This window comes from Exiguobacterium sp. s59 (genome assembly GCF_018617475.1).
Taxonomy (GTDB): domain Bacteria; phylum Bacillota; class Bacilli; order Exiguobacteriales; family Exiguobacteriaceae; genus Exiguobacterium; species Exiguobacterium aestuarii.
In genome coordinates this window covers 126,577-148,607 of the sequence record NZ_JACSKG010000004.1, presented here as the reverse complement: position 1 = coordinate 148,607, position 22,031 = coordinate 126,577, and the positions used below count along the sequence as shown (strand labels likewise).

Here is a 22,031-nt window from a genome sequence, read left to right as displayed (position 1 = left end):
AGACCTGTGAGCGGCAACATGCCAAATCACAGGTCTTTTTGCTGTAGCCACTTTTCTAGTTCGTGTTGTTGTCGACGGTGATGTCGTGTATGCATCTCGACAAGCTCGAACCATTCTCTCGCGTTCAACCAGCCGAAACCGTCATGAAGTGTTTTTTGGTTATCTCCAGCGTCGTCTAGACGAGATTCTAACGCTTCCATCCGTGAAATCAAGGTGAGCAACCGCTCTCGTAATCGGTCGTGTGAATCCGTATTATTCGGTGGTTGATTCATTTCAGGTGGGAGTTCGATTTTGATTGGCGGAAACCCGCCTTCTCGAAACAACCTCTCCCCAAATGGCGTCTTCTTACCACCGATTTGGCCGTCTTCTTGAAGACAACGGTCGACTTCATCTAAATACTCATTCGCAACCAAAATGATATGATCGTACATCTGACAAATTGACCAAATAGTAGGGGTGTATTTATACCGTAAGTCGGGTTCTGAATAGTATGGCAGTGTCTCCTTGTAATGCTCTAGTTCATAACGTTTCATGCTAGACGCCTCCTCCATTTTCTTTCAGTATACGTGACTCATACGAGTCAATGGGGAATATGAAAAGCGAAAAGGAAGAACGGATGGATTTGACGAAAGAAACATGTAGGACAAATGATAGGGGGATCTATATGTCTCAATGGCTAACGTGGGCGAAACGGATTCAGGCGCTGTCTCAGGCCGGTCTGACGTTCACACGTGATCAATATGACCGAGAACGATATGAAGAGCTCCAAGAAATCGCAAAGGAGATGTTTGAACGGCATTCAGACTTATCGAACGAGGCAATCTCACAATTGGTCCATGTCCAAGGCTATCCGACACCGAAGCTCGACGTAAGGGGTGTCGTCTTCAAAGGAGACCGGCTTTTACTCGTCAAGGAGCGGTCAGACGGATTGTGGACATTACCAGGCGGCTTCTGTGAAGTGAACCGTTCTCCTGCTTCGAATATCATCAAAGAAGTGGAGGAAGAGGCTAGCTTGGACGTGATCCCATTGCGTCTCCTCGCCTTATTCGATATGCATGAACATCCACACCCGCCACTTTCTGAGCATTACTACAAACTTTTCATCGAGTGTGCCTTGATCGGCGATGGGGAGGGGGCTGCCGGTATGGAGACGAGTGATGTCGGCTTCTTTGAACGCGATCATTTACCAGAACTCTCCCTTGCCCGTAATACGCTCGAACAGATTCATATGTGCTTCGACGCGCATTGGCAAGAAGATGACTGGACCACTTTATTCGATTAGGAGGTTCTACCGATGAAAGTGAGACGATACGGACATATCCATCAATTATCCTTTTATGCTCCTGTTCTTCCGATTAACGTCCAGTTGATCGAACATGAGCTTGGGCTCGTCTTGATTGATACAGCGCTAAAACGGAATGCGTCAGACATCCTGGCGTATATTGAAGAACTTGATAAACCGCTCCTTGCCATTTTGTTGACGCATGCCCATGGAGACCATGTCGGCGGGGTGGACGCAATCAAAGCCGAGCACCCACTCGCAGAACTGTTCATCTCCCGGCGTGATGCCCGTCTGTTGTCAGGGGACCGTTCATTAGATGAGGACGAGCAGAACAAGATTCGTGGTTCCTTGCCGACAATCCGTTCTACACCGGATACGCTATTAGATCCCGGGGAGCGGCTGTTTGGGTTACAGGTACTTGCAGCAAGTGGACATACGCCGGGTTCAATCGCATTTTATGATGAAGCGAATCGAGTATTACTCGCTGGGGATGCTTTTCAGTCACAAGGCGGGGCTGCAGTGGCAGGGGACGTCCGTCCACTTTTCCCGCTCCCTGGTCTTGCAACGTGGAATCGATCCGTTGCTGTCGAGAGTGCGGAGCGGCTAATCGATTTATCTCCACTCCTGACGTTTGTCGGGCATGGTCCGCCGCTCAAAGGTACGCATCGACTTTATTTGGCATTGAAGCGGGCGCAGCGAAAACAGGCGAGAAAGTTTATTCGTTAATGGAGGGGTGAGACGATGCAGCTAAACGAAATCCCGATCCATCAATTCGAACAGGCGCAGCAGATGCTTGAGATTCAACGGAACGCTTATGCCGTTGAAGCGGAGTTGCTCGGGTTTGATGAAATCCCGGCTCGATATGAGACGATTGATGTCATTCAAAACTTGCCAGGCACGAGCTACGGGTTGTATATCGAGGAGCGGTTGATCGGATTTATCACGGTTGAAGCATCCGAGAAGACGGTTGAGATCACAAAACTTTGTATTGACCCGACATATTTTCGGGCGAGACTGGCAACGACGTTACTCGAGCATGTGTTGAGTATTCATAAAGGCCAACTTGTATACGTACACACCGGCAAACACAACGGACCTGCCAAACGTCTGTATACGAAACTCGGATTCGTGCGGAGCACTGAATTTGAACCAGAACCAGGCGTCACATTAATTCGATATACACATTCATCTTAATTTTTTATCTCATCTCACTATCATAAGTATACTAAGATAATGAGATGAGTATTTATTTTTACTGATAATATATGTTATGTTAACTAATAAAAAAACAGTACAAAAATACTCTAAATCAGGATGCCCCCTTCTTAGAATATCTTGTACCAATATAAGGTCAAATCAATCTGTGGGTTCGCATGTTGTTTGATGGTGTCGACTCCGCCGAGTTGAAACCCTTCCTTTTCATAAAAGCGACATGCAATGAGATTATCGTTCTGCGCTTCAAGAGATAATCCAATCAGTTCTTTCTCTTTGGCCCAACGTTCGGCTGTCTCAAGCAACATTCGTCCGATTCCTTGCTTACGGTACGTCATTCTGACCGCGATGTTTTCGATATATGCGAATCGATTCCAATCTTTCACGATCCGAATTTGTCCGACACACTCATCTACATCCATCGCTACATATACGATTCGATCGTCCTGACTCATATAGCCATGCCAGTTGATTTGGTCGTCTGGGAATGATATTTCTTTTACGTCATGATCAAGCTCTTCAATATATGTCCATTCACCATTTATATAACTTGGTATCATTCGACCGATGATGGGAAATGGATTATTTGCGTCATTTACTTGATTGATGAGCGATGCTTCTAGTTCTTTTAATTGAATCCGACTCATCTGCTCCACCTCTTTTCGCTATAGAGTGGTATCTATTTATTCAATTCACTTATTGCTTTTCTTATGAGAAATAACAATCTGTTTCATCGATTATGATTCTCTGTATCAATGAAATGAATTTTGCTTTCAAAGGAATGTTAGCGCTTTATGAATAAACGTTTCAAATGTATCTCGAATCTGTTTAATCTATGCTTCACAGTTGCTAGACCGCTGAAGTCATGCTATTTTTAGACAGATGAAGCATCTAAGGAGGAATTTTAGTGAAACGAACAACAAAAGGTTTGGCAGCTACATTATTCTTAGCAATCCCACTTGCCGCTTGTGGTGATGATAGCACGAATCAAGCAGATACGACACGTTGGGAAGAAATTCAAGAAGAAGGAAAGTTGACAATCGGGACAGCCGGTACCCTCTACCCCGCTTCTTTCCGTGAAGAAGAGAGTGATACGTTGACAGGTTTTGACGTAGAACTCATGAAAGAGATTGCGAAGCGTCTCGAGCTCGAAGTTGAGTTCAAAGAAATGGCGTTTGACAACATGTTGACGAGTGTTCAAAACGGGCAGATTGACGTCGCAGCAAATGATATCTCGGTCACAGAAGACCGCAAAGAGAAATTTGCTTTCTCGAAACCGTATAAGTACACGTACGGAACAGCGATCGTTCGGAAGAGTGACCTTTCTGGCATCGAATCACTTGAAGATTTGAAAGGCAAAAAAGCCGCTGGTGAAGCGACGACGGTCTTCATGGACGTCGCACGTGAATACGGAGCAGAAGAAGTCATCTATGATAACGCAACGAACGACCAGTACTTGCGTGACGTCTCGACAGGACGTACGGATGTCATCTTGAACGATTACTACCTTCAAACACTTGCGCTCGCCTTCTTCCCTGAGTTTGATATCACGATTCACCCGGATATCGCCTATAATCCACAAGAAGTCGCTTTCTTGATGGATAAGGAAAATGACGAGCTTCAAGAGAACATCGACCGTGTATTAGGTGAGATGCTCGAAGACGGTACAGTCAAAGAATTATCTGAGCAATTCTATAACGGTGCAGACGTCTCGGTAGAGCCTGATGTGGACGCAACGATCGTCGAAACGAAGTAAGAGGTCGCTATGACGTTCTCAGACATCAAATGGGACGCCATTTTTGACGTAGACCTAGCTATCGAGTCGCTTCCTTATTTGCTAGGAGGATTGCCGAATACGCTTTGGATTTCTTTCACGAGCATGTTCTTCGGTCTTGTGCTCGGTTTACTGTTAGCGTTAGGGAAGTTGTCTCCAACGCGCCTCCTTCGCTATCCGTCGACGTTTTATATCTCGTTCATGCGTGGCGTGCCCATTCTGATTATCTTGTTCATCCTCTATTCGGGGTTCCCCTTCATCGGCATCGAATTTGCCGCATTGACAGCAGCGATTCTCGGATTCAGTTTGAACTCCGCCGCTTATATCGCCGAGATTATCCGTTCCTCGATTCGGGCGGTTGATAATGGTCAGGTCGAAGCGGCCCGCTCGCTCGGGATGGGGAAATGGTTGACGCTCAAAGGAGTCATCTTGCCACAGGCGACACGGATTGCCCTCCCCCCGCTCTCGAACGTCTTTCTCGATTTGATCAAAGCAAGTTCCCTTGCGGCGATGATCACCGTCCCTGAGATATTCAATAAGGCGAAAATCGTCGGAGGTCGTGAATTTGATTATATGACGGTTTACATTGTCGTAGCATTGATTTACTGGGCGATTTGTACGTTCATGTCGTTCTTCCAAGAATGGCTCGAACGTCATTTTGAACGATATTTAGATTCTCCAAAACGATGACTGACTGGCTGACGCCAGTTGGTCTTTTTTTATCGATTCATCATTATGTACTCATTCATGATTTTCCGCACATCTCAATCGTCGATTATGCTATGATTTTCTTAATTATCAGAAAAATATAGGGGGATTTTGAATGGTGCATCCATGGGTTTCACATTTAAATGATCAAGTCATCGGGCAATCAAAAGCAATCAAGCTTGCTTCGATCGCATTATTGTCAGGGGGGCACGTCTTGCTCGAAGACCGACCTGGGACAGGGAAAACGACTCTCGCGCGTAGTCTGGCGAGTTCCGTCTCGGCGGCGTTCCAACGCGTACAATGTACGCCGGACACATTGCCGAGTGATATTTTAGGGATGGAACTGTTCAACCCGACGACAGGGGCGTTCGAACGTCGGACGGGTCCAATCTTTACATCCATCCTTCTTGTCGATGAGATTAACCGCACAACACCACGAACACAATCGGCCTTGCTTGAGGCGATGCAGGAGCGGCAAGTGACGCTCGGGGAAGTGTCACTTCGGTTACCGGAGCCTTTCTTTATGATTGCCACACAAAACCCGTTCGACGGGCAAGGGACATTCCCGCTTCCGCAAGCCCAGTTGGATCGATTCCTGTTCAAATTGACACTTGCTCCCCTGTCACGAGATTCAGAACGTCGTTTGATTCGAAACGAGCATCTGTCGACGGAACCGTTCTCGCTGCAACGTGATGAGCTGTTGAAGATGCAGCAGGAAGTACGGGATGTCCGATTCCATGAGGCGATGGAGGACTATCTCCTCGATTTGATGGAATCGCTCCGACATCACCGGGATATCGAGGTCGGTCCAAGTCCAAGGGCGACACTTGCCTATACGATGGCAGCTCGGGCACATGCCTATATGGAAGGACGGGACTTCGTTTCTCCAGAAGACATCCGGGCGCTCGCTCTTCCTATCTTAGGACACCGCATCGTCTTGACGGTCGAGGCTTCCTTAAAAACGAAGCCGACGAAACTCATCAAATCTGTACTCGAGACCATCCCGGTCCCATCAGAGGTGTAAGATGCAGTTAGTCAGCCCACGCTATCTCGAGTCCGGATACATGTGGCTCTTGTTTGTCGTCGGGGTCTTCACGGCGCTATATGGGAATGTCTTAATTGCAAGCCTGTTGATCGGGTTCAGTCTTTATGCCTTGGTCATGCCCGCTTTCATGTTTCGGTTGGCGGAACAAGTGCATGTCGACCTCACCGAGGAGCTAAAACTGTTCCCGAACGATGACGCCATCTATGTGTTAAAACTCGTATCTACCGCAAAAGTACCACTTGGAGTCGTCCGCCTCTCTGGTTATCTGCATCCGACGGTAGAGTCAGAAGGTCACGCGTTTTGGCGACAAGAGAATTTTGTTGAGACGAATGCAACCGTCGACTTTACCATCCCGCTCCATGCGAAGAAACGCGGCCCGATCCGTCTTGAGGCAATCGGGATGGAGATTCGTGACCCGTTACGGATGTTCTCTTTATACAAAGAGGACGCGCTTCCTCGAATCGGATATGTATTCCCTGAGTTTTCACCGTACCCAATCCCGAAACGGCCGCCTACCCTTCCTGGGGAGGAGATGGTCCGCCATAGCGCCTATCGTGACCCGGAAACGTTCCAGTCGGTAACACCTTATCACGGACAGCCGATGCGACAACTGTATTGGTCGGCCTATGCGAAGACAGGTGAACTGCTCGCCCGTACGGAGCAACCTGTACAAGCGAATGAATATGTCATCGTCCTCGATTTGTTGACGAAAGACGGACGTGCCCTCACCTATCAGATGGAGCGACTCATCTCACAAGCTGCGGCCTTATGCCGAGATTTTGAGAAAGAGAACGCGAGTTACGGCCTGATTGTCCCGACACTTACGAAAGACGGGATCACGTACGATTTACCGCCTGGAAGTGGAGAAGTCCATTTCCGTAAAATCATGACGACGTTCGCCTGTCTGTCAGAGAGCGATTTTCCATTGGCTCGTTCGTTGTTCGAACGAAAAGTCGCCAAGTACAGCGGGAATCAATCGATTTTACGGTTAGGAGGTGACGGACAATGAGATGGTTATGGTGGGTCTTTTCAGCTTTTTATATCGGCCATGTGTTTCCTTTGCTCTTTTTATTGACGCTTCGTCTCCCTCGGAACACCCAACTCATCGTGCAGACGGTCATGAGTATCGGTGCCCTGTATTTCTCATACGAGATGAGCATCTTGCTGCTCGTTTTCACCTACGTCCATGCGTTTATCCGAACGTTGGATTGGACGGATCGTTACGCGATGGCGAGTGTCCTGTTCTTAGTGGCGGACTGGTTGTTCCCACCGGCGACACAACCGCTCGCGATGGTGCTCTTTCCGTTCATCTTTTTAATTTGGCAACGAAACTTATATTATCGTCGTGACTATAAACGTATGGTGACGATGCTTGTGCTCGGTCTGGGAATCGGGTTAGCCGTTTCTCTCATCCTGCGTACGATCAAAGAGCTGTTGTTCGGAAATGTCATCGCCTGGATCAGCCCTTTCTTCTTATGGATCGGTAGCTGGTTCGACGGGATTGTACTCGACCCGAATGATCGAGTGAACCGCATTCTCGTCCCAGACAATCCGAACATCGATGCAGAGACGGTATCGCAGGAGACGCTACTCGAGACCGCTTCGAATGAGTCACTGTTTTTCATCGGCATCTTTGTTGTCACCTTGTTGATTGGTGTCGGTTTGTTCTTCTATCTACAGAAGCGAAAAGATATCCAGGAAGGTGGAATGATTCCAAAAAGTATTCACCACCCAACGCTTTCAGATAAACGTATCGTCCGCTCGCCACGGCAAATCCAGCTCCTCGAAACAGGTCGGAAGCTCGAGCAACTTCAACCACGTCTGCGCGAAGAGACGGTGTCTGACTGGCTTCAGCGAATCGAGTTCACGGACCATACGTTGTACGCGGAATGGCTAGAGGCAGCGGAGTATGGAGATAAGGAAGCCCCGAAAGACGTGAATGAGTCTTTCGAGCGGCTTGTCACACAGTTGAAGAAACGATAAAAAAACATCCGGTCATGAGGAAACCCTCTGCCGGATGTTTTGCTTTGCGTTATAAAATTGGACTGAGGAGGCGTGACACGCTCTCCTTGAAGCGAATCCAACGGGTCCTTGACTCATATCGTTCAATCGTCAACCGCTCCGCACGGGCCTCGTCCCGTTCGAATGCATCGATGACCGATTGTGCGACATCTCGGTCAAAGACGAGTGCTGAGATTTCAAAATTGAGGCGGAAGCTTCGGGCATCGATATTCGTCGTCCCGATCGAGGCGACTTCTCCGTCGATGACGAGGGTCTTCGCATGAAGGAACCCTTCCTCGTACGTAAACACCTCTGCTCCGTAACGTACGAGTTCTGCCGCATTTGCATAGGTCGCCCAGTAGACAAACATATGGTCCGGCTTATTCGGGATCATCAGTTTGATTTTTGTGCCTGCCATGAGCGCAATTCGGCAGGCATCGAGGAAGCTCGCATCCGGAATAAAGTAAGGAGTCTGAATGTAGATACATTCCTTCGACTGCGTGATCATTTTGACGAGCATGTTCTTCAGATGCTCCGTCGAGGAGTTCGGTCCCGATGTCACGATTTGAACCGGGGAAGCGTGATGTGAGACTCCTTCCACCGGCCATATGAAATCGTCTTTTTGCGCCTTCGTTTTCGTCGGGACTGAGCGATTCCAATCCAAGATGAACCGTTCGAGCAATTCCTTGACGGCGTCGCCAGAGATGCGCAGATGGACATCGCGCCAATAGCCGAAGTGCTCATCTTTTCCGAGATATTCATCCCCGACGTTGAAACCGCCAATATAGCCGAGTCCACCGTCGATGATACAAAGTTTTCGGTGATTTCGATTGTTCACACGGAAGTTGATCCCAAGTTTTGAGGGGAAGAAGGATTTGACTTCCCCGCCGTGCGCGAGTAGGTCCTTGAAATGTTTATGTCTCAGTCCCCTCGACCCGACAGCATCATAAAGGAGACGGATACGTACCCCTTGTTTTGCCTTCTCCGTTAGCAGACGAATGAGTGACTGGCCAAGCGCATCATTTTGGATGATGTAATATTGAATATTGACTTCTTTCGTCGCTCGTTCAATGTCTTGAAACATTTGATCAAATTTTTCCGTTCCGTCGTGCAAGACACTGATATCGTTGTGGAACGACATCAATGCATTCGTCGACACGAGGTTCAGACGAGCAAGTCGACGATATTTCAATAGCAGCGGATGGTCGAACGGTGCGAGGGTACGGTCGAGTTGGTCGAGCTGTTCTTCGACATGATGATGGTACGCTTCGCGTTTCTCTTCTTCGACTTCATAAAAGTTTTGAGATTTGATCAGTCGACCAAAGAAGATGTAGACGAAGAAACCGATGAGCGGTAGGAAGAAGAGGACGAGTAACCACGCCCACGTCGTGCCGATATCCCGCCTTTCAAAGAAGATGATGGTGATGGCGAACGTGAGATTAAGTAATAAGATGAGCCATGTCAATATGACGATGATGAGTCCGATAGTCACTTCCATCGTATCCCTCCCTTTCATTCAATTCTTACCCGAAATCAAGCAATGTTAGCAAATATTTTTCATGATGTGGGTATACATATAGGAAGAAGTAATGAAACGGGGGAAGTTTATGGAAGACATGATGATCGGGTTCAGCTTACTTGTCCTTATCGGTGCACTTTCACAGCTATTGGCATGGCGGTTTGACTTCCCGGCCATCTTGATTATGACCGTTGCCGGAATTTTGGTCGGTCCGATTTTCGGTTGGTTGGAACCCGATCAAATACTAGGCGACCTTTATAGCCCCCTTATCTCGATTGCGGTGGCCCTCATCTTATTTGAAGGAAGCTTAAGTCTTGAATTTAAGGAGATTGATGATTTAAGGAGACCGATTTTTCGTCTCGTCACAGTGGGCGTATTCATCTCGTTCATCCTGACATCTCTATTATTGATATTTATCGGTGATTTTCATTGGTTACCCGCCTTCACACTCGGCGCCATCTTTGTCGTGACAGGACCGACCGTGATCATTCCGCTGTTACGGCAAGCGAACTTATCACTTCGACCCTCAAAAGTGTTGAAGTGGGAAGGAATCATCGTCGACCCGCTCGGCGCTCTGATGGGCCTATTCGTTGTTCGGATCGGATTCATCTTGTATCAGAACGACGGGCTCGCAAGCCATCTACCGTTCTTTTGGTCTTGTATCGTCGCTGTCGCCTTTGGGATTGCGGTTGGTCATTTACTCATACGCCTATTCGGAAATGAGAAAGTTCCAGAATATTTACGGACGACGTTGACCTTCTCCGGCGTCCTTCTCGTCTACTCGATCAGCGAATGGGTCATGCACGAGGTCGGATTGTTGGCCGTGACGGCGATGGGCTTGACGATGGCGAATTCCAAGCATGGTCATCTCCATATTTTGAAACAGCTTCGTGAGTTTAAAGAGAATATCTCGATTTTGCTCGTCTCGACCGTATTCATCATCTTGACCGCGAGTTTGACGCGAGATAGCTTACTCGCCGTCTTCGATTGGCCGCTCCTCTTATCGATTATTGGAATTTTATTTATCGTCCGTCCGGTCTCAGTACAAACGTCGTTACTTGGATCACCTTTGACGACGAAAGAACGGGCACTCATCAGCTGGATTGCCCCTCGTGGAATCGTCGCTATGACGGTGACGGCATTCTTCGCCCAAGAGATTGCCGAACTAGGGGTTGAAGATGCGGAGCGGATGTTGCCGATTACCCTCGGGCTCGTCGTCACGTCTGTCACCTTACATGGATTGACAATCAAACCGCTTGCCAAACGGTTAGGTTTGACGAAAGTGAAGAATCCTTGGGAGAAAGGATAAACACAAAAAAGACACCGCCCGATGGCAGTGTCTTAAATGAGCTTGAATTAGTTCAAGACTTTGATTGTGATCGACTTGCGACCGAAGTTGAGCGCTTGCTCTTGTGTCGGCATCAAGATGTCGATCTTGTTACCTTTGATGGCACCACCAGTGTCTCCAGCGATTGCTTCTCCGTATCCTTCAACCCATACTTTAGAGCCGAGCGGGATGACAGAAGGGTCGACCGCGATGACTTTTTGGTTAGGGTTCGAACGAACGTCGATACCTGTCGCTGTGATTCCAGAACATCCAGCACAGTATGGTGTATAAGCTGTTGCTTCAACAGTCATTGTCTTACCTGAAGCCGGAGCTTGGGTTTGCGTTGTAGACGATGCTGTTTTCGTAACAGGTGTTGATGTTGAAGTCTTCGGTGCTGATGTCTTCGCATCATTCGCTACCGATGCAGCTGCTGCACCTTTCACGGCGAACTCTTGTCCTGGGAAAATAAGATCTGAATCAAGACCGTTCCAAGTCATCAATTGATTAACAGAGATCCCGTGGTTCAATGCGATACGATAAAGTGTATCACCTGATTTAACTGTATACGTTTTAGATGCAGTAGAAGCTTTTGCTTCTGCCTTTCCAAGTTTCAAGACTTGGTTCGGGTAAATCATATTTGAGTTTAAGCCGTTCGCTTGTTTAATGTCGTTTACAGAGACGTTGTTGTTCACGGCGATACGATAGAGTGTATCTCCAGACTGAACTGTGTGTGTTGATGCTGCCGAAGCTGGAGCAGCGACTCCTAAACTAAGGCCAGCGAGTGCCGTTAGTGTCAATAGTGGTTTTTTCATAAGAATATTCCTCCCTTTTCTAACGCCCCCTTACTGTAACACCTCTATATTTCACAGCGATTACAGGACGATATGAGAGTGATATCAGTTCATTTACAGAACAATTCATGAGGATGAGAGGTTTCAGAAAATTGTTTTAATCCATCGAAACGGCTTTACAGAGCCATTTTAAGATATAATAAAGTATGAAATAAGGAGGTTTTGGTCTTTGGAACTATTACTGCTATATTACATTGTGACTAATTTACTAGCGTTTGTGTCATTTTTTGTCGATAAACGGCGTTCTCGCGTCGGGGCTTGGCGGATTTCGGAGCGTACGTTACTGACGATGGCATGGGTCGGTGGGGCGTTCGGGGCTTATTTGGCGATGCGGATCTTCCGACATAAGACATTGAAGCCAAAATTCCGAATTGGGGTACCAATCGCCATTCTCGTTCATGCCGCATTCACTGGATGGCTCATCTTTTAAGCATTATATAGAAGAAACACGACAATCAATCTTTTTTTAGATAGTAAGGAATTGTCGGAATCGTCTCCGTTTTTACTAGAACGAAAGTATTTGATCCGTTGAATCGGATACAAAATATCGAAATGTTACGAATTTGAGGGGAAATGCGTTTTGAAGAGTATGAGACTGACAAGACATGGTGATTCAACGTTTTCGATAACCGATCAGTTCACGATTTTATGGATTGAATCCGGAGTAGTCGATCTGGTGGTGAATGGAGAATGGATCAAACTTGATTCTAATGAAGGATTGATGCTCACAGACGGTCAAAGTTACGTGATTCAACGAATGAAAGAATCGTCTCAAATCGTAAAACTTCAATTTGACCCGTATGAGTTGTTCCATCCCAATATGGCAGAGAGATATGTAAAATCATACGATACTCTCGACAAGTCCATACATATCTTAAAGAAGGAACGGACACCACGCTCCCTAGTTCAGACGATTGAACGTTCCATCCAATATATAGAATCAGAGGGACCGCTCGCAATGATGGATGCGACATTACAATGTACGGTCATCTGGCGTTATTGGATTCAGCAAGAATGTCTGTCGACGAAGCATTCAAAAAAACTGGAGAGCCTCCGAAACATGCTTTCCTGTGTTCATTCACAACTTGAAGACAAACTTTCGTTAGCTCAAATTGCGACCGCGGGAAATGTGAGTCGTAGTGAATGTTGCCGCTTATTTAAACGATTCGGTGACACGTCTCCTCTCGCGTATGTCCAACTTAAAAGAATGGATCGGGCCGCAAACCTGTTAGAGGATTCGACGGAGTCGATTGCTGACATCGCCCAACGTCTGAGCTACTCTAGTGTCAGTCACTTCGTCCAGACGTTTAAAGTACATCATTCGATCACCCCACTCGCCTATCGAAAAAAATACCAAATGAAAAGAGCCGAATGATTTCGGCTCTTTTCATTTATCTTGCCGTCCAACCGCCATCTGCTTTCAACACATCGCCATTTACGAAGCTTGAATCGTCCGATGCTAAAAAGAGCGCGACGTTCGCAATCTGCTCCGGCTCTCCCATCGGTGCTTCCCCGGCACCTTGAATGGCACGCATCCCCATTTCGCTTGGCGCCGTGATTGTTGAACCAATGTTCGTATTGACGCCACCTGGTGCAATCGCGTTTGCCCGAATCTTGCCGAGCGTTCCATGTGTCGCCGCGATGTTTTTCGTTAAACCGATTAACGCATGCTTCGATGCCACATACGCTGCACCACCTCGTGTACCGAACAATCCTCCGACCGACGCGTTGTTGATGATGACGCCACCACGGTCCTGCTTCTCCATCACTTGGATGGCGGCACGTGAAAGTTTCATCGGGCCGGTCAAGTTGACGGCAAGGACACGGTCCCATAATTCATCTGTCACTTCACCGACGGTCATGAAGTTGTCCATAATTCCTGCATTATTGACAAGAATGTCGACCGACCCAAACGTTTCTTTCGCTGTATCGACGAGTCGGTCGATATCTGACTGATTCGCTACGTTACCAGCGATGCCGACGACATCTCCACCTCCCGTCTTGATCTCTTCGACCACTGCCTGAACAGAATCTTCATTCAAGTCGAAGGCGACGACCCGTGCACCTTCATTCGCGAACAGTTTGGCGATGGCTCGCCCCATACCAGAACCAGCACCTGTAACGATTGCCGTTTTTCCTGAAAGTTTCACCGAACACTCCTCCTTTACAAGTAAGAACGTATATAAAGCGTGATGACAGCAAGCTACCTGTCACTATGCTATACCCGTATTTGTTAACGTACACATGAAGAAACATGGCGAATTTTCTTCAATTGATTTCCAACTATCTTTATACTTGAGTGGAGACGACTATATAAAGAGGAGAGATGATGTGAGACCATTCCATTCAACGATTCACGGTCAAGGCGACCCTGTTCTTTTCCTTCCCGGTGGGGGATTCACTGGATCACAAGGCCAGTTATTTGCCGAAGCTCTACATAACGATTTCGAAGTACACCTGTTAGATTTACCTGGCTTTGGTGAAAGTGAGGGACTACATACTTATGCGACATCGAAAGTATTCGCGGACTGGGTCGAGGCGTATCGAATCTCACGACAACTTGAATCGGTTCGGCTGATCGGTCATTCGATGGGAGGTGCTATCGCCTTGGCATATGCGGTCCATTATCCAGATCAGGTCAGCCGATTGGTTCTTCTCGATCAAGGACATAAACCAAACGCCATTCTCCCTTATCGTGAATATGGCATTTTCGGATTCACCTTCCCATTACTGCGACTACTGTATCACAACGCACCAAAACGCCTGTTGAACTGGATGGAAGCACAAGTGAGCACACGTGACTCTATATTTTCTGAAGAACGGTTCCAGCTGTTCTGTAGACGAATCGGGGTCGAACCGACCGCAAACGTTCGAACAGCTTTTGAGCGACCGGCGCGTCTGTCGTCTGGTGGCTTACATTTGTTGTTCGGTTACGACGGGCTTGATTTCACCGACTTGTTACAACGTGTGCAAGTGCCGACGCAACTTCATTATGCGGACTTCACAGGTGTTGATTTGAAGGAGGCGAAACGGACGCTCCATCATGTCAAACGAGCGGAACGACAACTTCATCCCTCTGTACAATTAATTGCCGTACCAGGTGGACACTTCGTTCAGTGGAGCCGTCATTTCTCGATGGGACACGTTGAGCGATTCTTACGTACATAAAAAAGGCAGCGGAACCTTCTCCGCTGTCCTTTTTCGTCATGATGTCCGATTGTGGCGTACGAGCCATTCGTGGAGCTGGTGTTGTAGCTCGGGATGGAGCGGCTGCCTGAGTTGTGAACGATATTGCTTTTTCACGTCCAAAATACTCATCTCACCGTCGAAATGTTTCAACATATGGTCCATGTCCTTAATCTTTTGTACCTCGATCTGTTCCGCGTGGAGTGCGTCGAGCTCGTCAAGATGATGAGCGTCCGTTTGAACGTCTCGGTCTCCCGTCATTGCGAGCGTGGGAATGTGCAACTGAACTAGTCGCTCACGAAGCGACTCATCCGTGAAAGCAAGATGCTCCCGTAACCATTTGGCAGGGAATTTCATCAATTGGATACGCATCGTGTCCTGATCCGTTGCTGTGACGCGTTCGAATAGTTTTTGTTGTTTCCCGATGACCGACTTCTCGTTCAAGCTAAGTCGAAGCAGTTTGCCCTTGATTCCTTTCGTACGTTTCACTTCATCGAGTAAGGCATGCGCCTGTTCCTGCATGCTCGTCTTCAAGGCAACACCGGCCCCCGACAACAGGATGAGACCGGAAACGGATTCACGTTCGGCCGCGAGCGTCGCAACGATACATCCTTCGCTATGACCGAGCAGCAATATGTCTTGTGAGACATGGTCACGAGATTTCAGATAACGGACAATCGTTGCGACGTCATCTACGAGTCCTGTCAGACCGACACTATTTCGATTGCCTCCACTCTTGCCGATTCCCCGTTTGTCAAAGCGTAACGTGACGAAACCTTGTGTCGTCAGCCATTCTGCCAGGTCTTTATACAGGTTCGACTTGAAGCCGGTCCCGTTCCCGTCGCGGTCCAATCCACCAGTACCCCCGATGAGAATGATGGCTGGAAATGGCGACTGACCATCGTGTGGAGTCGTCATTGTAGCTGGGATGGTTGATTCTCCTTGAATGAATACCTCTTCTTGCTTATACATCATCCATTTCCTCCTTTTCTTCGACGGGCATGAACGCATACGAGAACTTTCGTAACGTGCGTTCTTTGGATGGCTCATTGTCCAACACATCTTCCAATAAGTCATAGAGACCTCTCAAAAATCGGTCACTTTCAGTATCGGACAGGTAGAGCGGGATACTCCGGAATCCGACTTTGTCTTCCGGGAGGTCGATCGAGTCGCGCTTCAAATAGTTCCCGAAATCCATGAGCAGTGACATCGTGAACGTATAGCAGACCATGTACAGTTGCTCGTGGTCCTCCTCCTCGACAATCTTATTGATACTGGTCAACGGGTTGTTTTGAATCGCATATACCTTCTCATACACCCCGCGTACTTTGTTCTCACTGACGACGGATAAGATCTCGTGTTGTACCATCTTATTGATATGGCGATAGAGGCTCGCCTGAGGCACATCTGGAAGTGCTTTTGCCAAATCAGCGGTCGTAACCCCTTCATTCATCAAAACATGTTGAAAGATTTTCATACGAATCGGATTCAACAAACTTTTTAAAACATCTTGATTCATTATCTTCACCTCAATGTTATCATATTTGATAATATTATTATTTTTGATAATATCATGTGGTCGAATCGTTGTCTATGTCCATACAAAAAAGCCGCCCTCATAAGGCGGCTGATTCGACATATCCCTTGTAATTAACGTTCACAGGCGATCCCGTCTTGATCACGGTCTTTCGATTTATTCGCATCATACAAAGCTTTGTTCACATATGGCGTATACCGAGTTTTTCCGCCTTTGTTTTTCGTCGTCTTCGACTTTGCCACGCCGCCTTTATACACCTTGTTCAGCTCCGTACAATTTTTGAAGCGTTTCGCCGCTGCATCGACCGATTCCGTTGGTGCTACACTCAACCCGATCATGAGAACGAACGTTGACAGTATCAGTAAGATTTTTTTCATCAAATCCCTCCTCTTATCAGTTATATCGGGTGAATTTGTGTGATATTCATCATTGAAAGAGATAAAAAATTCTTTCCGACCCGAATGAAGTCCAAAACAGGTACTTGCTGTTAGTTCTTCTCCACGACACGTCGCACGATGGAGAAAAACACTCGGTTCGGTAGAAAACGCTTCAACGCGATCAGTAGTCCCGCCTGTTTACCTGATGGATAACGAAGTCGTTTCTTCCGGTCGTTCGCTGCACGCCAAATCGTCTCAGCGACAACATCGGGGCCTTCGGCATTCGCACCAGCGGCGTTCGTGTTATGAAGTGCGACCTCTGTATAGTCATCATATACATCAAGAGGTTGATCGCGAACGAGTTCTTGGGAACGGCTATAAAAGTCTGTCTTAATCGGTCCCGGTTCAATCAACTTCATGTCAATATTAAACGGTGCCAGTTCGAACTGAAGCGATTCGATGAATCCTTCAATTGCCCACTTTGAACTGTGATACAAGCTATAGATTGGGAATGTGATTTGACCACCGACTGAAGACACGGTCACAATCCGGCCGCTCCGCTGTTCACGTAAATAGGGAAGCGCTGCCCGGATCACGTTCATGACACCGAAAACGTTCGTATCAAATTGCCGCTGAATCTGTTCAGGCGAGGCTTCTTCGAAAATACCGACTGCTCCATATCCGGCATTGTTTAATAACACATCGATTGTTCCGTGATCGGAGACGATTTGCTCAAAGGCGTTACGAATACTCGATTCGTTCGTCACATTTAGCTGATAAAGCGACACACCTTTCAAATTCGACAATTCTTGATGGTCTTCAGGTTGTCGCATCGTCGCGGCGACATGCCAGCCTCGTTTGCTGAACAGTTCGACGGTAGCTCGACCGATTCCGCTTGACGCTCCTGTGATGACAATCGTTTGTTTCTGCTTCATATTCATTCTCCTTATAACGTTTATATGTTTAAACTTTTAAACTAATTAGTGGAAAAGAAGCCCTTCTCTTTGTTTCCAAAAAGAAAGGTCAAAGGATGCATTCGTCTTCGATTGCGCGCGTCAGTGCCTTCAGCAGTCCGACCGCGTCCTCGAGCGTCAAGAAGTAAAAGTTCTCTGTTCCGACTTTCTCTGATGAGACGATGCCCGCTTGTCGCAACAGTTTGAGATGATGTGAGATGGCCGGTCGAGACAGCTCGATCTTTTCATCAATCTGATTGACGTTCAAGCGTTCATGTTTGGCGATCTCGACGATGATACGTTGACGATTGACGTCGGCCAATACTTGGAACAACGGGATTGCATCTTCAAATAAAGATAACGATAACTCAGGTGTAGCATCTGGTTGCTTCATATTCATCACTCCGTTTAAAAGTTTAAACGTTTAATCCTGCATTTAGAATACTAGGTGACCCACCTTCTGTCAACGAAGTTGTTCGTACACTTCGCGCAAAATGCTTGAAATCATATGTCTCGAGTCATAATCTCGCTTTGAGATTCGGACGAGAGGTGACGGTTCGGGAAAGAGCTGGGCATTGATGTCGTCAATCGTATAGCCTGCTGCGGTTTTTGATAGTACGTTATCAGTCAAGCGTTCTAGATAATCGAGCTTTTTGGTCAGTTGCTCTCTCCCCTGTTCGAGACGCCCGGCGTGTTGGCAATATACTTCCTCAAAATCAAGACTCAAGACACGTTTGAGCGAGCGGATCTGTTCGGGGACGGACTCCTCCGGAATCATCACTTTCGGATACGGATGGACGAACAAATCACCGGAGAACAGTCGACCGTTCTCCTCATCGAATAAGACGACGTGATTCGGTTCATGACCGGGTGTATGAATCACCTCATATGAATGATGTTCCGACGTGATTTGATTGTCATGATAGGCGATTGGTTGAAACGGTTCCGGGTCACCCGAGAAGAGAGCCCGATAATCCGGGATGTCTAGCCCCGTTCGGCACATTTCCATCGCAGTTTCACGTATGTAGATCGGTACTCCGTATGTTCGCTCGAGCCAAGCGGCCGTGCCGATATGGTCTTCGTGAGGGTGTGTGATACTGACAAGATCAATCGGGACCGATTCATAAAACGCTTGGAGAGCCGGAAGCATCGTCCGTGTCCCCGTATCGATGATCATGCCGTCGATATAATACACATACATCGACATTTCGAATGGGCCGTTCTTTACTTTAGTACTTACGGCCGTCACCGGCCCATAGTTCTTTACTTGCATCATGCGCCCCTCCTCTATCTCACTTTTCTTCATTATAACGAAAAAGAGCAAAGACCTGCAGACCATTCACAGTTCTTTGCTCAATTCATTTTCTTATAGGTCTTCCCCATTCGTTGCGATGACACGCTTATACCAATCGAACGAGTCTTTCTTCATCCGCTCCATCGATCCGTTCCCTTCGTTGTCACGGTCGACATAAATCATCCCGTACCGCTTCTTCATCTCCCCTGTCGTAAAGGAGACGATATCAATGATGCCCCAAGGCGTGTAACCAATCAAGTCGACCCCGTCATAAATGACGGCTTGCTTCAATTGTTCGATATGGGCTTTCAAATAATCGATTCGGGCCGCATCATGTATCTTTCCGTCGACGATCTCATCGACCGCACCGAATCCATTCTCGACGATGAAGAGCGGAATCTGATAACGGTCATATAAACGGTTGAGCACATAGCGGAGACCGACCGGGTCAATCGCCCATCCCCAGTCACTTGACTGGATGTACGGATTCTCGACACCATTCGGTAGGCCACCGTTCACGATATCCCCGTGATTGTCCGCGACGACATCACTTTTCACGGTCGTCGACATATAGTAACTGAAGCCGAGATAATCGACCTTCCCGTTCTGTAAAATCTCTTCGTCTCCTTCAAGGATCGGGATGTTATACCCTTCCCGCTTGAACTCGTTCAAGGCGTAGCTCGGATAGAAGCCACGTACTTGTACGTCCGGGAAGAAATACCGTTGACGCATCATCTCTTCGGCGAGCATGACGTCGTCCGGGTTCGATGAATACGGATAGATCGGGACATGCGACACCATCGCCCCGATTTCGAAGTCCGGATTGATTTCTTTCCCTTTGGCGACGGCGAGGGCGCTCGCAATCAGTTCATGGTGCCCAGTCTGATACATGACTTCGCGGGCGTTCTCGCCTTCTTCTAGGAGGACGCCCGAATTCGTCCATAAGAAGAGCGGGTTGTTGACGTCCATCTTGTTGTTGATTTCGTTGAATGTCATCCAGTATTTGACCTTGTCTTTGTAGAGGTCGAAGCAGACCTCGGCGAAACGGACGAAATGCTCGACAACCTCACGATTGCGGAAGCCACCGTATTCACGAGCAAGGTGGAGCGGCATCTCAAAATGAGAGAGTGTGATGATTGGTTCGATGTCGTGTTTGAGTAGCTCATCGAACAAGTCGTCATAAAACTGAAGACCCGCCTCGTTCGGCTCTGCATCATCGCCGTTCGGGAAGATGCGACTCCACCCGATCGAGGTACGCAAGCATTTCAATCCCATCTCGGCAAAAAGGGCCACATCTTCTTTATAGCGATGATAAAAGTCAATCGCCTCATGGTTTGGGTAGAATTCGTTCGGCTCAACCTTGTCCGTGATACGACGCGAGACGCCGTGTGCACCTGCCGTCAAGACATCGACGACACTCGGTCCTTTGCCGTCAGCGTCCCAACCACCCTCGAATTGATGGGCGGCGAGTGCGCCTCCCCATAGAAAGTCTTTCGGTAACATCTTCATCCTCTATTCCTCCTTCACATGAATCATACACGTCAAGTATAATTGTACCGGTACAATTAAACAAGGTTGATACAATAAAACAATTTTGTTTTTTCATGATATAATACAATAAGTGACGAAAAAGTGAGGAATGACCATGTTAAAATACCAACAAATCGCAAATGAAATCGAACAATACATCCATGAACAAAACTTAAAACAAGGGGATAAATTACCTGTCCTCGAGCAGATGATGAATCAATATGCGGTGAGCAAGAGTACGATCACGAAAGCTTTAGAGCTGCTCGAACGAAAAGGTATCATCTTTCAACTCCGTGGTAGTGGCATTTTCGTCAGACGCCATAATCGTCCCGGTTATATGAGTCTCTTTTCCACTCAAGGATTCAAGAGTAACCTTGGAAATCGAATCTTGACCTCTGATGTACTCGACGTGTCTGTTATGAAACCAGATGTGTTGGTGGCTGAAAACCTCGGGATTGACGTGACTGACGATGTATACCGTGTCGAACGGGTAAGATATGTGGATAGCGAAGTGCTTTGTCATGAAGAATCGTATTACGTAAAAGCCATCGTACCTTACTTGAATCGAGAGATTGTGGCAGATTCCATTTTCGATTACGTCCAAAGTGCGCTCGGTGTCACAATTGGTTTTTCTGACATGTATCTACAGGTCGGTCGATTGACTGACAGTGAAGCGGAATACCTCGGTTTGCATGAGGATGATCCGACGCTTCGTATCGAAACAATCTTTCATCTGACGAATGGGAAGCCATTCGACTACTCACGCATCACTTATCATTACGCACATTCGCAGTTCGTCATTCAGGCGAACGGCCCCTATATGTAAAGAAACCCCTCATGCGCGCATGAGGGGTTGTTTGTTAGACAAGTTCTTTTCGGTTCAAATCGAATAGCTCGCGATCCGTCTCATATAGGAGTTCGTCAAACCGTTCGGTTCCGTGTTCTTCGATGAACAGCTCTTCTGAAGGGTAAATCGGTACAAACCAGACGATTAGGACGCTCTGCTCCTTGTTTTTATACGTGAGGAACGACTCATCTGAGTAAAAAGGAGCGGTCACATAGACCGAAGAAAATGAATATTGTTCGATCACTTCCTCTGGCAGTTCGTAGAGTTCGCCCAACTCGAACGCCTTGTGCGTTCTAATCGCATAAAGGGTCAGCTGCAACATCAATTCAGCAAACTCATCTTTGACATGCTGTTGATTGAAGCGGAACAGCAACTCTTGGTGAGCGATCGAACCATTTTCGAATTGAAGTGTATGCCAATGTAGTCCTAATGTCGAAATACTTGTGATTTTAGAGGACTCTTCTTCAAGTTCGATGATTTGAACATCATCTTCTAGCAAGTGAGGGATATCATACCCGCTGACGAACGTGCCACAATGTTTTTCTAGATGTTCTAAATAGTTCATGTTCCATCCCTACTTTCTCATAA

General features: G+C 47.3%; 26 protein-coding genes. 13 read left to right on the top strand and 13 right to left on the bottom strand.

Annotated features, from left to right (window positions below; all coding sequences use genetic code 11):
* Nucleotides 1–26: 26 nt before the first annotated feature.
* Nucleotides 27–533 (bottom strand): DinB family protein, encoded by a 507-nt coding sequence (locus KNO91_RS08915; protein WP_214817630.1) that lies wholly within the window; start codon nucleotides 531–533, stop codon nucleotides 27–29.
* A gap of 131 nt (nucleotides 534–664) precedes the next feature.
* Between KNO91_RS08915 and KNO91_RS08910 the strand changes: the two genes are divergently transcribed.
* The 3 genes from KNO91_RS08910 to KNO91_RS08900 are packed head-to-tail and all read left to right on the top strand — an operon-like array spanning nucleotide 665 to nucleotide 2,476.
* Entirely contained in the window at nucleotides 665–1,282 is a 618-nt protein-coding gene (locus tag KNO91_RS08910) for an NUDIX hydrolase (protein WP_214788042.1), read from the top strand.
* A 12-nt stretch (nucleotides 1,283–1,294) separates the two neighbouring features.
* Nucleotides 1,295–2,008, top strand: coding sequence for an MBL fold metallo-hydrolase (locus tag KNO91_RS08905; protein WP_214817627.1), 714 nt, complete (start codon nucleotides 1,295–1,297; stop codon nucleotides 2,006–2,008).
* A gap of 15 nt (nucleotides 2,009–2,023) precedes the next feature.
* Nucleotides 2,024–2,476, top strand: coding sequence for a GNAT family N-acetyltransferase (locus KNO91_RS08900; protein WP_214788048.1), 453 nt, complete (start codon nucleotides 2,024–2,026; stop codon nucleotides 2,474–2,476).
* Nucleotides 2,477–2,607: 131 nt separating this feature from the next.
* On the opposite strand, the gene KNO91_RS08895 is transcribed toward KNO91_RS08900, so the two are convergent.
* Entirely contained in the window at nucleotides 2,608–3,141 is a 534-nt protein-coding gene (locus tag KNO91_RS08895; protein ID WP_214817625.1) for a GNAT family N-acetyltransferase, read from the bottom strand.
* 260 nt (nucleotides 3,142–3,401) lie between these two features.
* Between KNO91_RS08895 and KNO91_RS08890 the strand changes: the two genes are divergently transcribed.
* The 5 genes from KNO91_RS08890 (at nucleotide 3,402) to KNO91_RS08870 (ending at nucleotide 8,004) form a co-directional block, all read left to right on the top strand.
* A complete protein-coding gene (locus KNO91_RS08890) occupies nucleotides 3,402–4,250 on the top strand; it encodes a transporter substrate-binding domain-containing protein (RefSeq protein WP_214817622.1) in 849 nt (282 codons plus the stop codon).
* A gap of 9 nt (nucleotides 4,251–4,259) precedes the next feature.
* Nucleotides 4,260–4,958 carry an amino acid ABC transporter permease gene (locus KNO91_RS08885; protein WP_214817618.1) on the top strand — a complete coding sequence of 233 codons (699 nt, stop codon included), beginning with the start codon at nucleotides 4,260–4,262 and terminating at the stop codon, nucleotides 4,956–4,958.
* A gap of 133 nt (nucleotides 4,959–5,091) precedes the next feature.
* Complete coding sequence (locus KNO91_RS08880; protein ID WP_214788060.1) at nucleotides 5,092–6,000, top strand: AAA family ATPase; 909 nt, start codon at nucleotides 5,092–5,094, stop codon at nucleotides 5,998–6,000.
* Nucleotide 6,001: 1 nt separating this feature from the next.
* The gene (locus tag KNO91_RS08875) at nucleotides 6,002–7,030 is read left to right on the top strand and encodes a DUF58 domain-containing protein (RefSeq protein WP_214794982.1); all 1,029 of its coding nucleotides are present in this window, start codon (nucleotides 6,002–6,004) and stop codon (nucleotides 7,028–7,030) included.
* Nucleotides 7,027–8,004, top strand: coding sequence for a hypothetical protein (locus KNO91_RS08870; RefSeq protein WP_214817616.1), 978 nt, complete (start codon nucleotides 7,027–7,029; stop codon nucleotides 8,002–8,004). Before KNO91_RS08875 ends, KNO91_RS08870 begins: the two co-directional genes overlap by 4 nt.
* A 49-nt stretch (nucleotides 8,005–8,053) precedes the next feature.
* Here KNO91_RS08870 and cls read toward each other — a convergent pair whose 3' ends face one another.
* The gene (gene cls, locus KNO91_RS08865; RefSeq protein ID WP_214794986.1) at nucleotides 8,054–9,520 is read right to left on the bottom strand and encodes a cardiolipin synthase; all 1,467 of its coding nucleotides are present in this window, start codon (nucleotides 9,518–9,520) and stop codon (nucleotides 8,054–8,056) included.
* Nucleotides 9,521–9,629: 109 nt separating this feature from the next.
* Between cls and KNO91_RS08860 the strand changes: the two genes are divergently transcribed.
* The gene (locus KNO91_RS08860) at nucleotides 9,630–10,850 is read left to right on the top strand and encodes a cation:proton antiporter (RefSeq protein WP_214794988.1); all 1,221 of its coding nucleotides are present in this window, start codon (nucleotides 9,630–9,632) and stop codon (nucleotides 10,848–10,850) included.
* 47 nt (nucleotides 10,851–10,897) lie between these two features.
* On the opposite strand, the gene KNO91_RS08855 is transcribed toward KNO91_RS08860, so the two are convergent.
* Nucleotides 10,898–11,680 carry a LysM peptidoglycan-binding and 3D domain-containing protein gene (locus KNO91_RS08855; RefSeq protein ID WP_214749086.1) on the bottom strand — a complete coding sequence of 261 codons (783 nt, stop codon included), beginning with the start codon at nucleotides 11,678–11,680 and terminating at the stop codon, nucleotides 10,898–10,900.
* A gap of 208 nt (nucleotides 11,681–11,888) precedes the next feature.
* On the opposite strand from KNO91_RS08855, the gene KNO91_RS08850 reads away from it, so the two are divergent.
* The gene (locus tag KNO91_RS08850) at nucleotides 11,889–12,149 is read left to right on the top strand and encodes a DUF1294 domain-containing protein (protein ID WP_214817614.1); all 261 of its coding nucleotides are present in this window, start codon (nucleotides 11,889–11,891) and stop codon (nucleotides 12,147–12,149) included.
* Between the two features lie 159 nt (nucleotides 12,150–12,308).
* On the top strand, nucleotides 12,309–13,094 hold the full coding sequence (locus KNO91_RS08845) for a helix-turn-helix transcriptional regulator (protein WP_214817612.1): 786 nt from the start codon (nucleotides 12,309–12,311) through the stop codon (nucleotides 13,092–13,094).
* Between the two features lie 16 nt (nucleotides 13,095–13,110).
* Here KNO91_RS08845 and KNO91_RS08840 read toward each other — a convergent pair whose 3' ends face one another.
* A complete protein-coding gene (locus tag KNO91_RS08840; protein WP_214794998.1) occupies nucleotides 13,111–13,869 on the bottom strand; it encodes a glucose 1-dehydrogenase in 759 nt (252 codons plus the stop codon).
* 181 nt (nucleotides 13,870–14,050) lie between these two features.
* Between KNO91_RS08840 and KNO91_RS08835 the strand changes: the two genes are divergently transcribed.
* A complete protein-coding gene (locus tag KNO91_RS08835; RefSeq protein ID WP_214817611.1) occupies nucleotides 14,051–14,887 on the top strand; it encodes an alpha/beta hydrolase in 837 nt (278 codons plus the stop codon).
* Between the two features lie 36 nt (nucleotides 14,888–14,923).
* Here KNO91_RS08835 and KNO91_RS08830 read toward each other — a convergent pair whose 3' ends face one another.
* The 7 genes from KNO91_RS08830 to bglA all read right to left on the bottom strand — a co-directional run bounded on the left by KNO91_RS08830 (nucleotide 14,924) and on the right by bglA (nucleotide 20,575).
* Complete coding sequence (locus KNO91_RS08830) at nucleotides 14,924–15,877, bottom strand: alpha/beta hydrolase (RefSeq protein WP_214817609.1); 954 nt, start codon at nucleotides 15,875–15,877, stop codon at nucleotides 14,924–14,926.
* Entirely contained in the window at nucleotides 15,870–16,424 is a 555-nt protein-coding gene (locus KNO91_RS08825) for a helix-turn-helix domain-containing protein (protein ID WP_214817607.1), read from the bottom strand. The genes KNO91_RS08830 and KNO91_RS08825 overlap by 8 nt, the downstream gene beginning before the upstream one ends.
* Before the next feature lie 131 nt (nucleotides 16,425–16,555).
* A complete protein-coding gene (locus KNO91_RS08820; protein WP_251126114.1) occupies nucleotides 16,556–16,780 on the bottom strand; it encodes an excalibur calcium-binding domain-containing protein in 225 nt (74 codons plus the stop codon).
* Between the two features lie 149 nt (nucleotides 16,781–16,929).
* A complete protein-coding gene (locus KNO91_RS08815) occupies nucleotides 16,930–17,754 on the bottom strand; it encodes an SDR family oxidoreductase (protein ID WP_214817601.1) in 825 nt (274 codons plus the stop codon).
* Nucleotides 17,755–17,842: 88 nt separating this feature from the next.
* Nucleotides 17,843–18,166: an ArsR/SmtB family transcription factor gene (locus KNO91_RS08810; RefSeq protein ID WP_214788098.1), complete on the bottom strand. Its 324-nt coding sequence runs from the start codon at nucleotides 18,164–18,166 to the stop codon at nucleotides 17,843–17,845.
* A gap of 69 nt (nucleotides 18,167–18,235) precedes the next feature.
* On the bottom strand, nucleotides 18,236–19,045 hold the full coding sequence (locus KNO91_RS08805; RefSeq protein WP_251126602.1) for an MBL fold metallo-hydrolase: 810 nt from the start codon (nucleotides 19,043–19,045) through the stop codon (nucleotides 18,236–18,238).
* A gap of 93 nt (nucleotides 19,046–19,138) precedes the next feature.
* Nucleotides 19,139–20,575, bottom strand: coding sequence for a 6-phospho-beta-glucosidase BglA (gene bglA / locus KNO91_RS08800; protein ID WP_214817596.1), 1,437 nt, complete (start codon nucleotides 20,573–20,575; stop codon nucleotides 19,139–19,141).
* Nucleotides 20,576–20,711: 136 nt separating this feature from the next.
* Between bglA and KNO91_RS08795 the strand changes: the two genes are divergently transcribed.
* Nucleotides 20,712–21,422 carry a GntR family transcriptional regulator gene (locus KNO91_RS08795; RefSeq protein ID WP_214795014.1) on the top strand — a complete coding sequence of 237 codons (711 nt, stop codon included), beginning with the start codon at nucleotides 20,712–20,714 and terminating at the stop codon, nucleotides 21,420–21,422.
* A 34-nt stretch (nucleotides 21,423–21,456) separates the two neighbouring features.
* On the opposite strand, the gene KNO91_RS08790 is transcribed toward KNO91_RS08795, so the two are convergent.
* A complete protein-coding gene (locus KNO91_RS08790; RefSeq protein ID WP_214817594.1) occupies nucleotides 21,457–22,008 on the bottom strand; it encodes a suppressor of fused domain protein in 552 nt (183 codons plus the stop codon).
* Nucleotides 22,009–22,031: the final 23 nt, after the last annotated feature.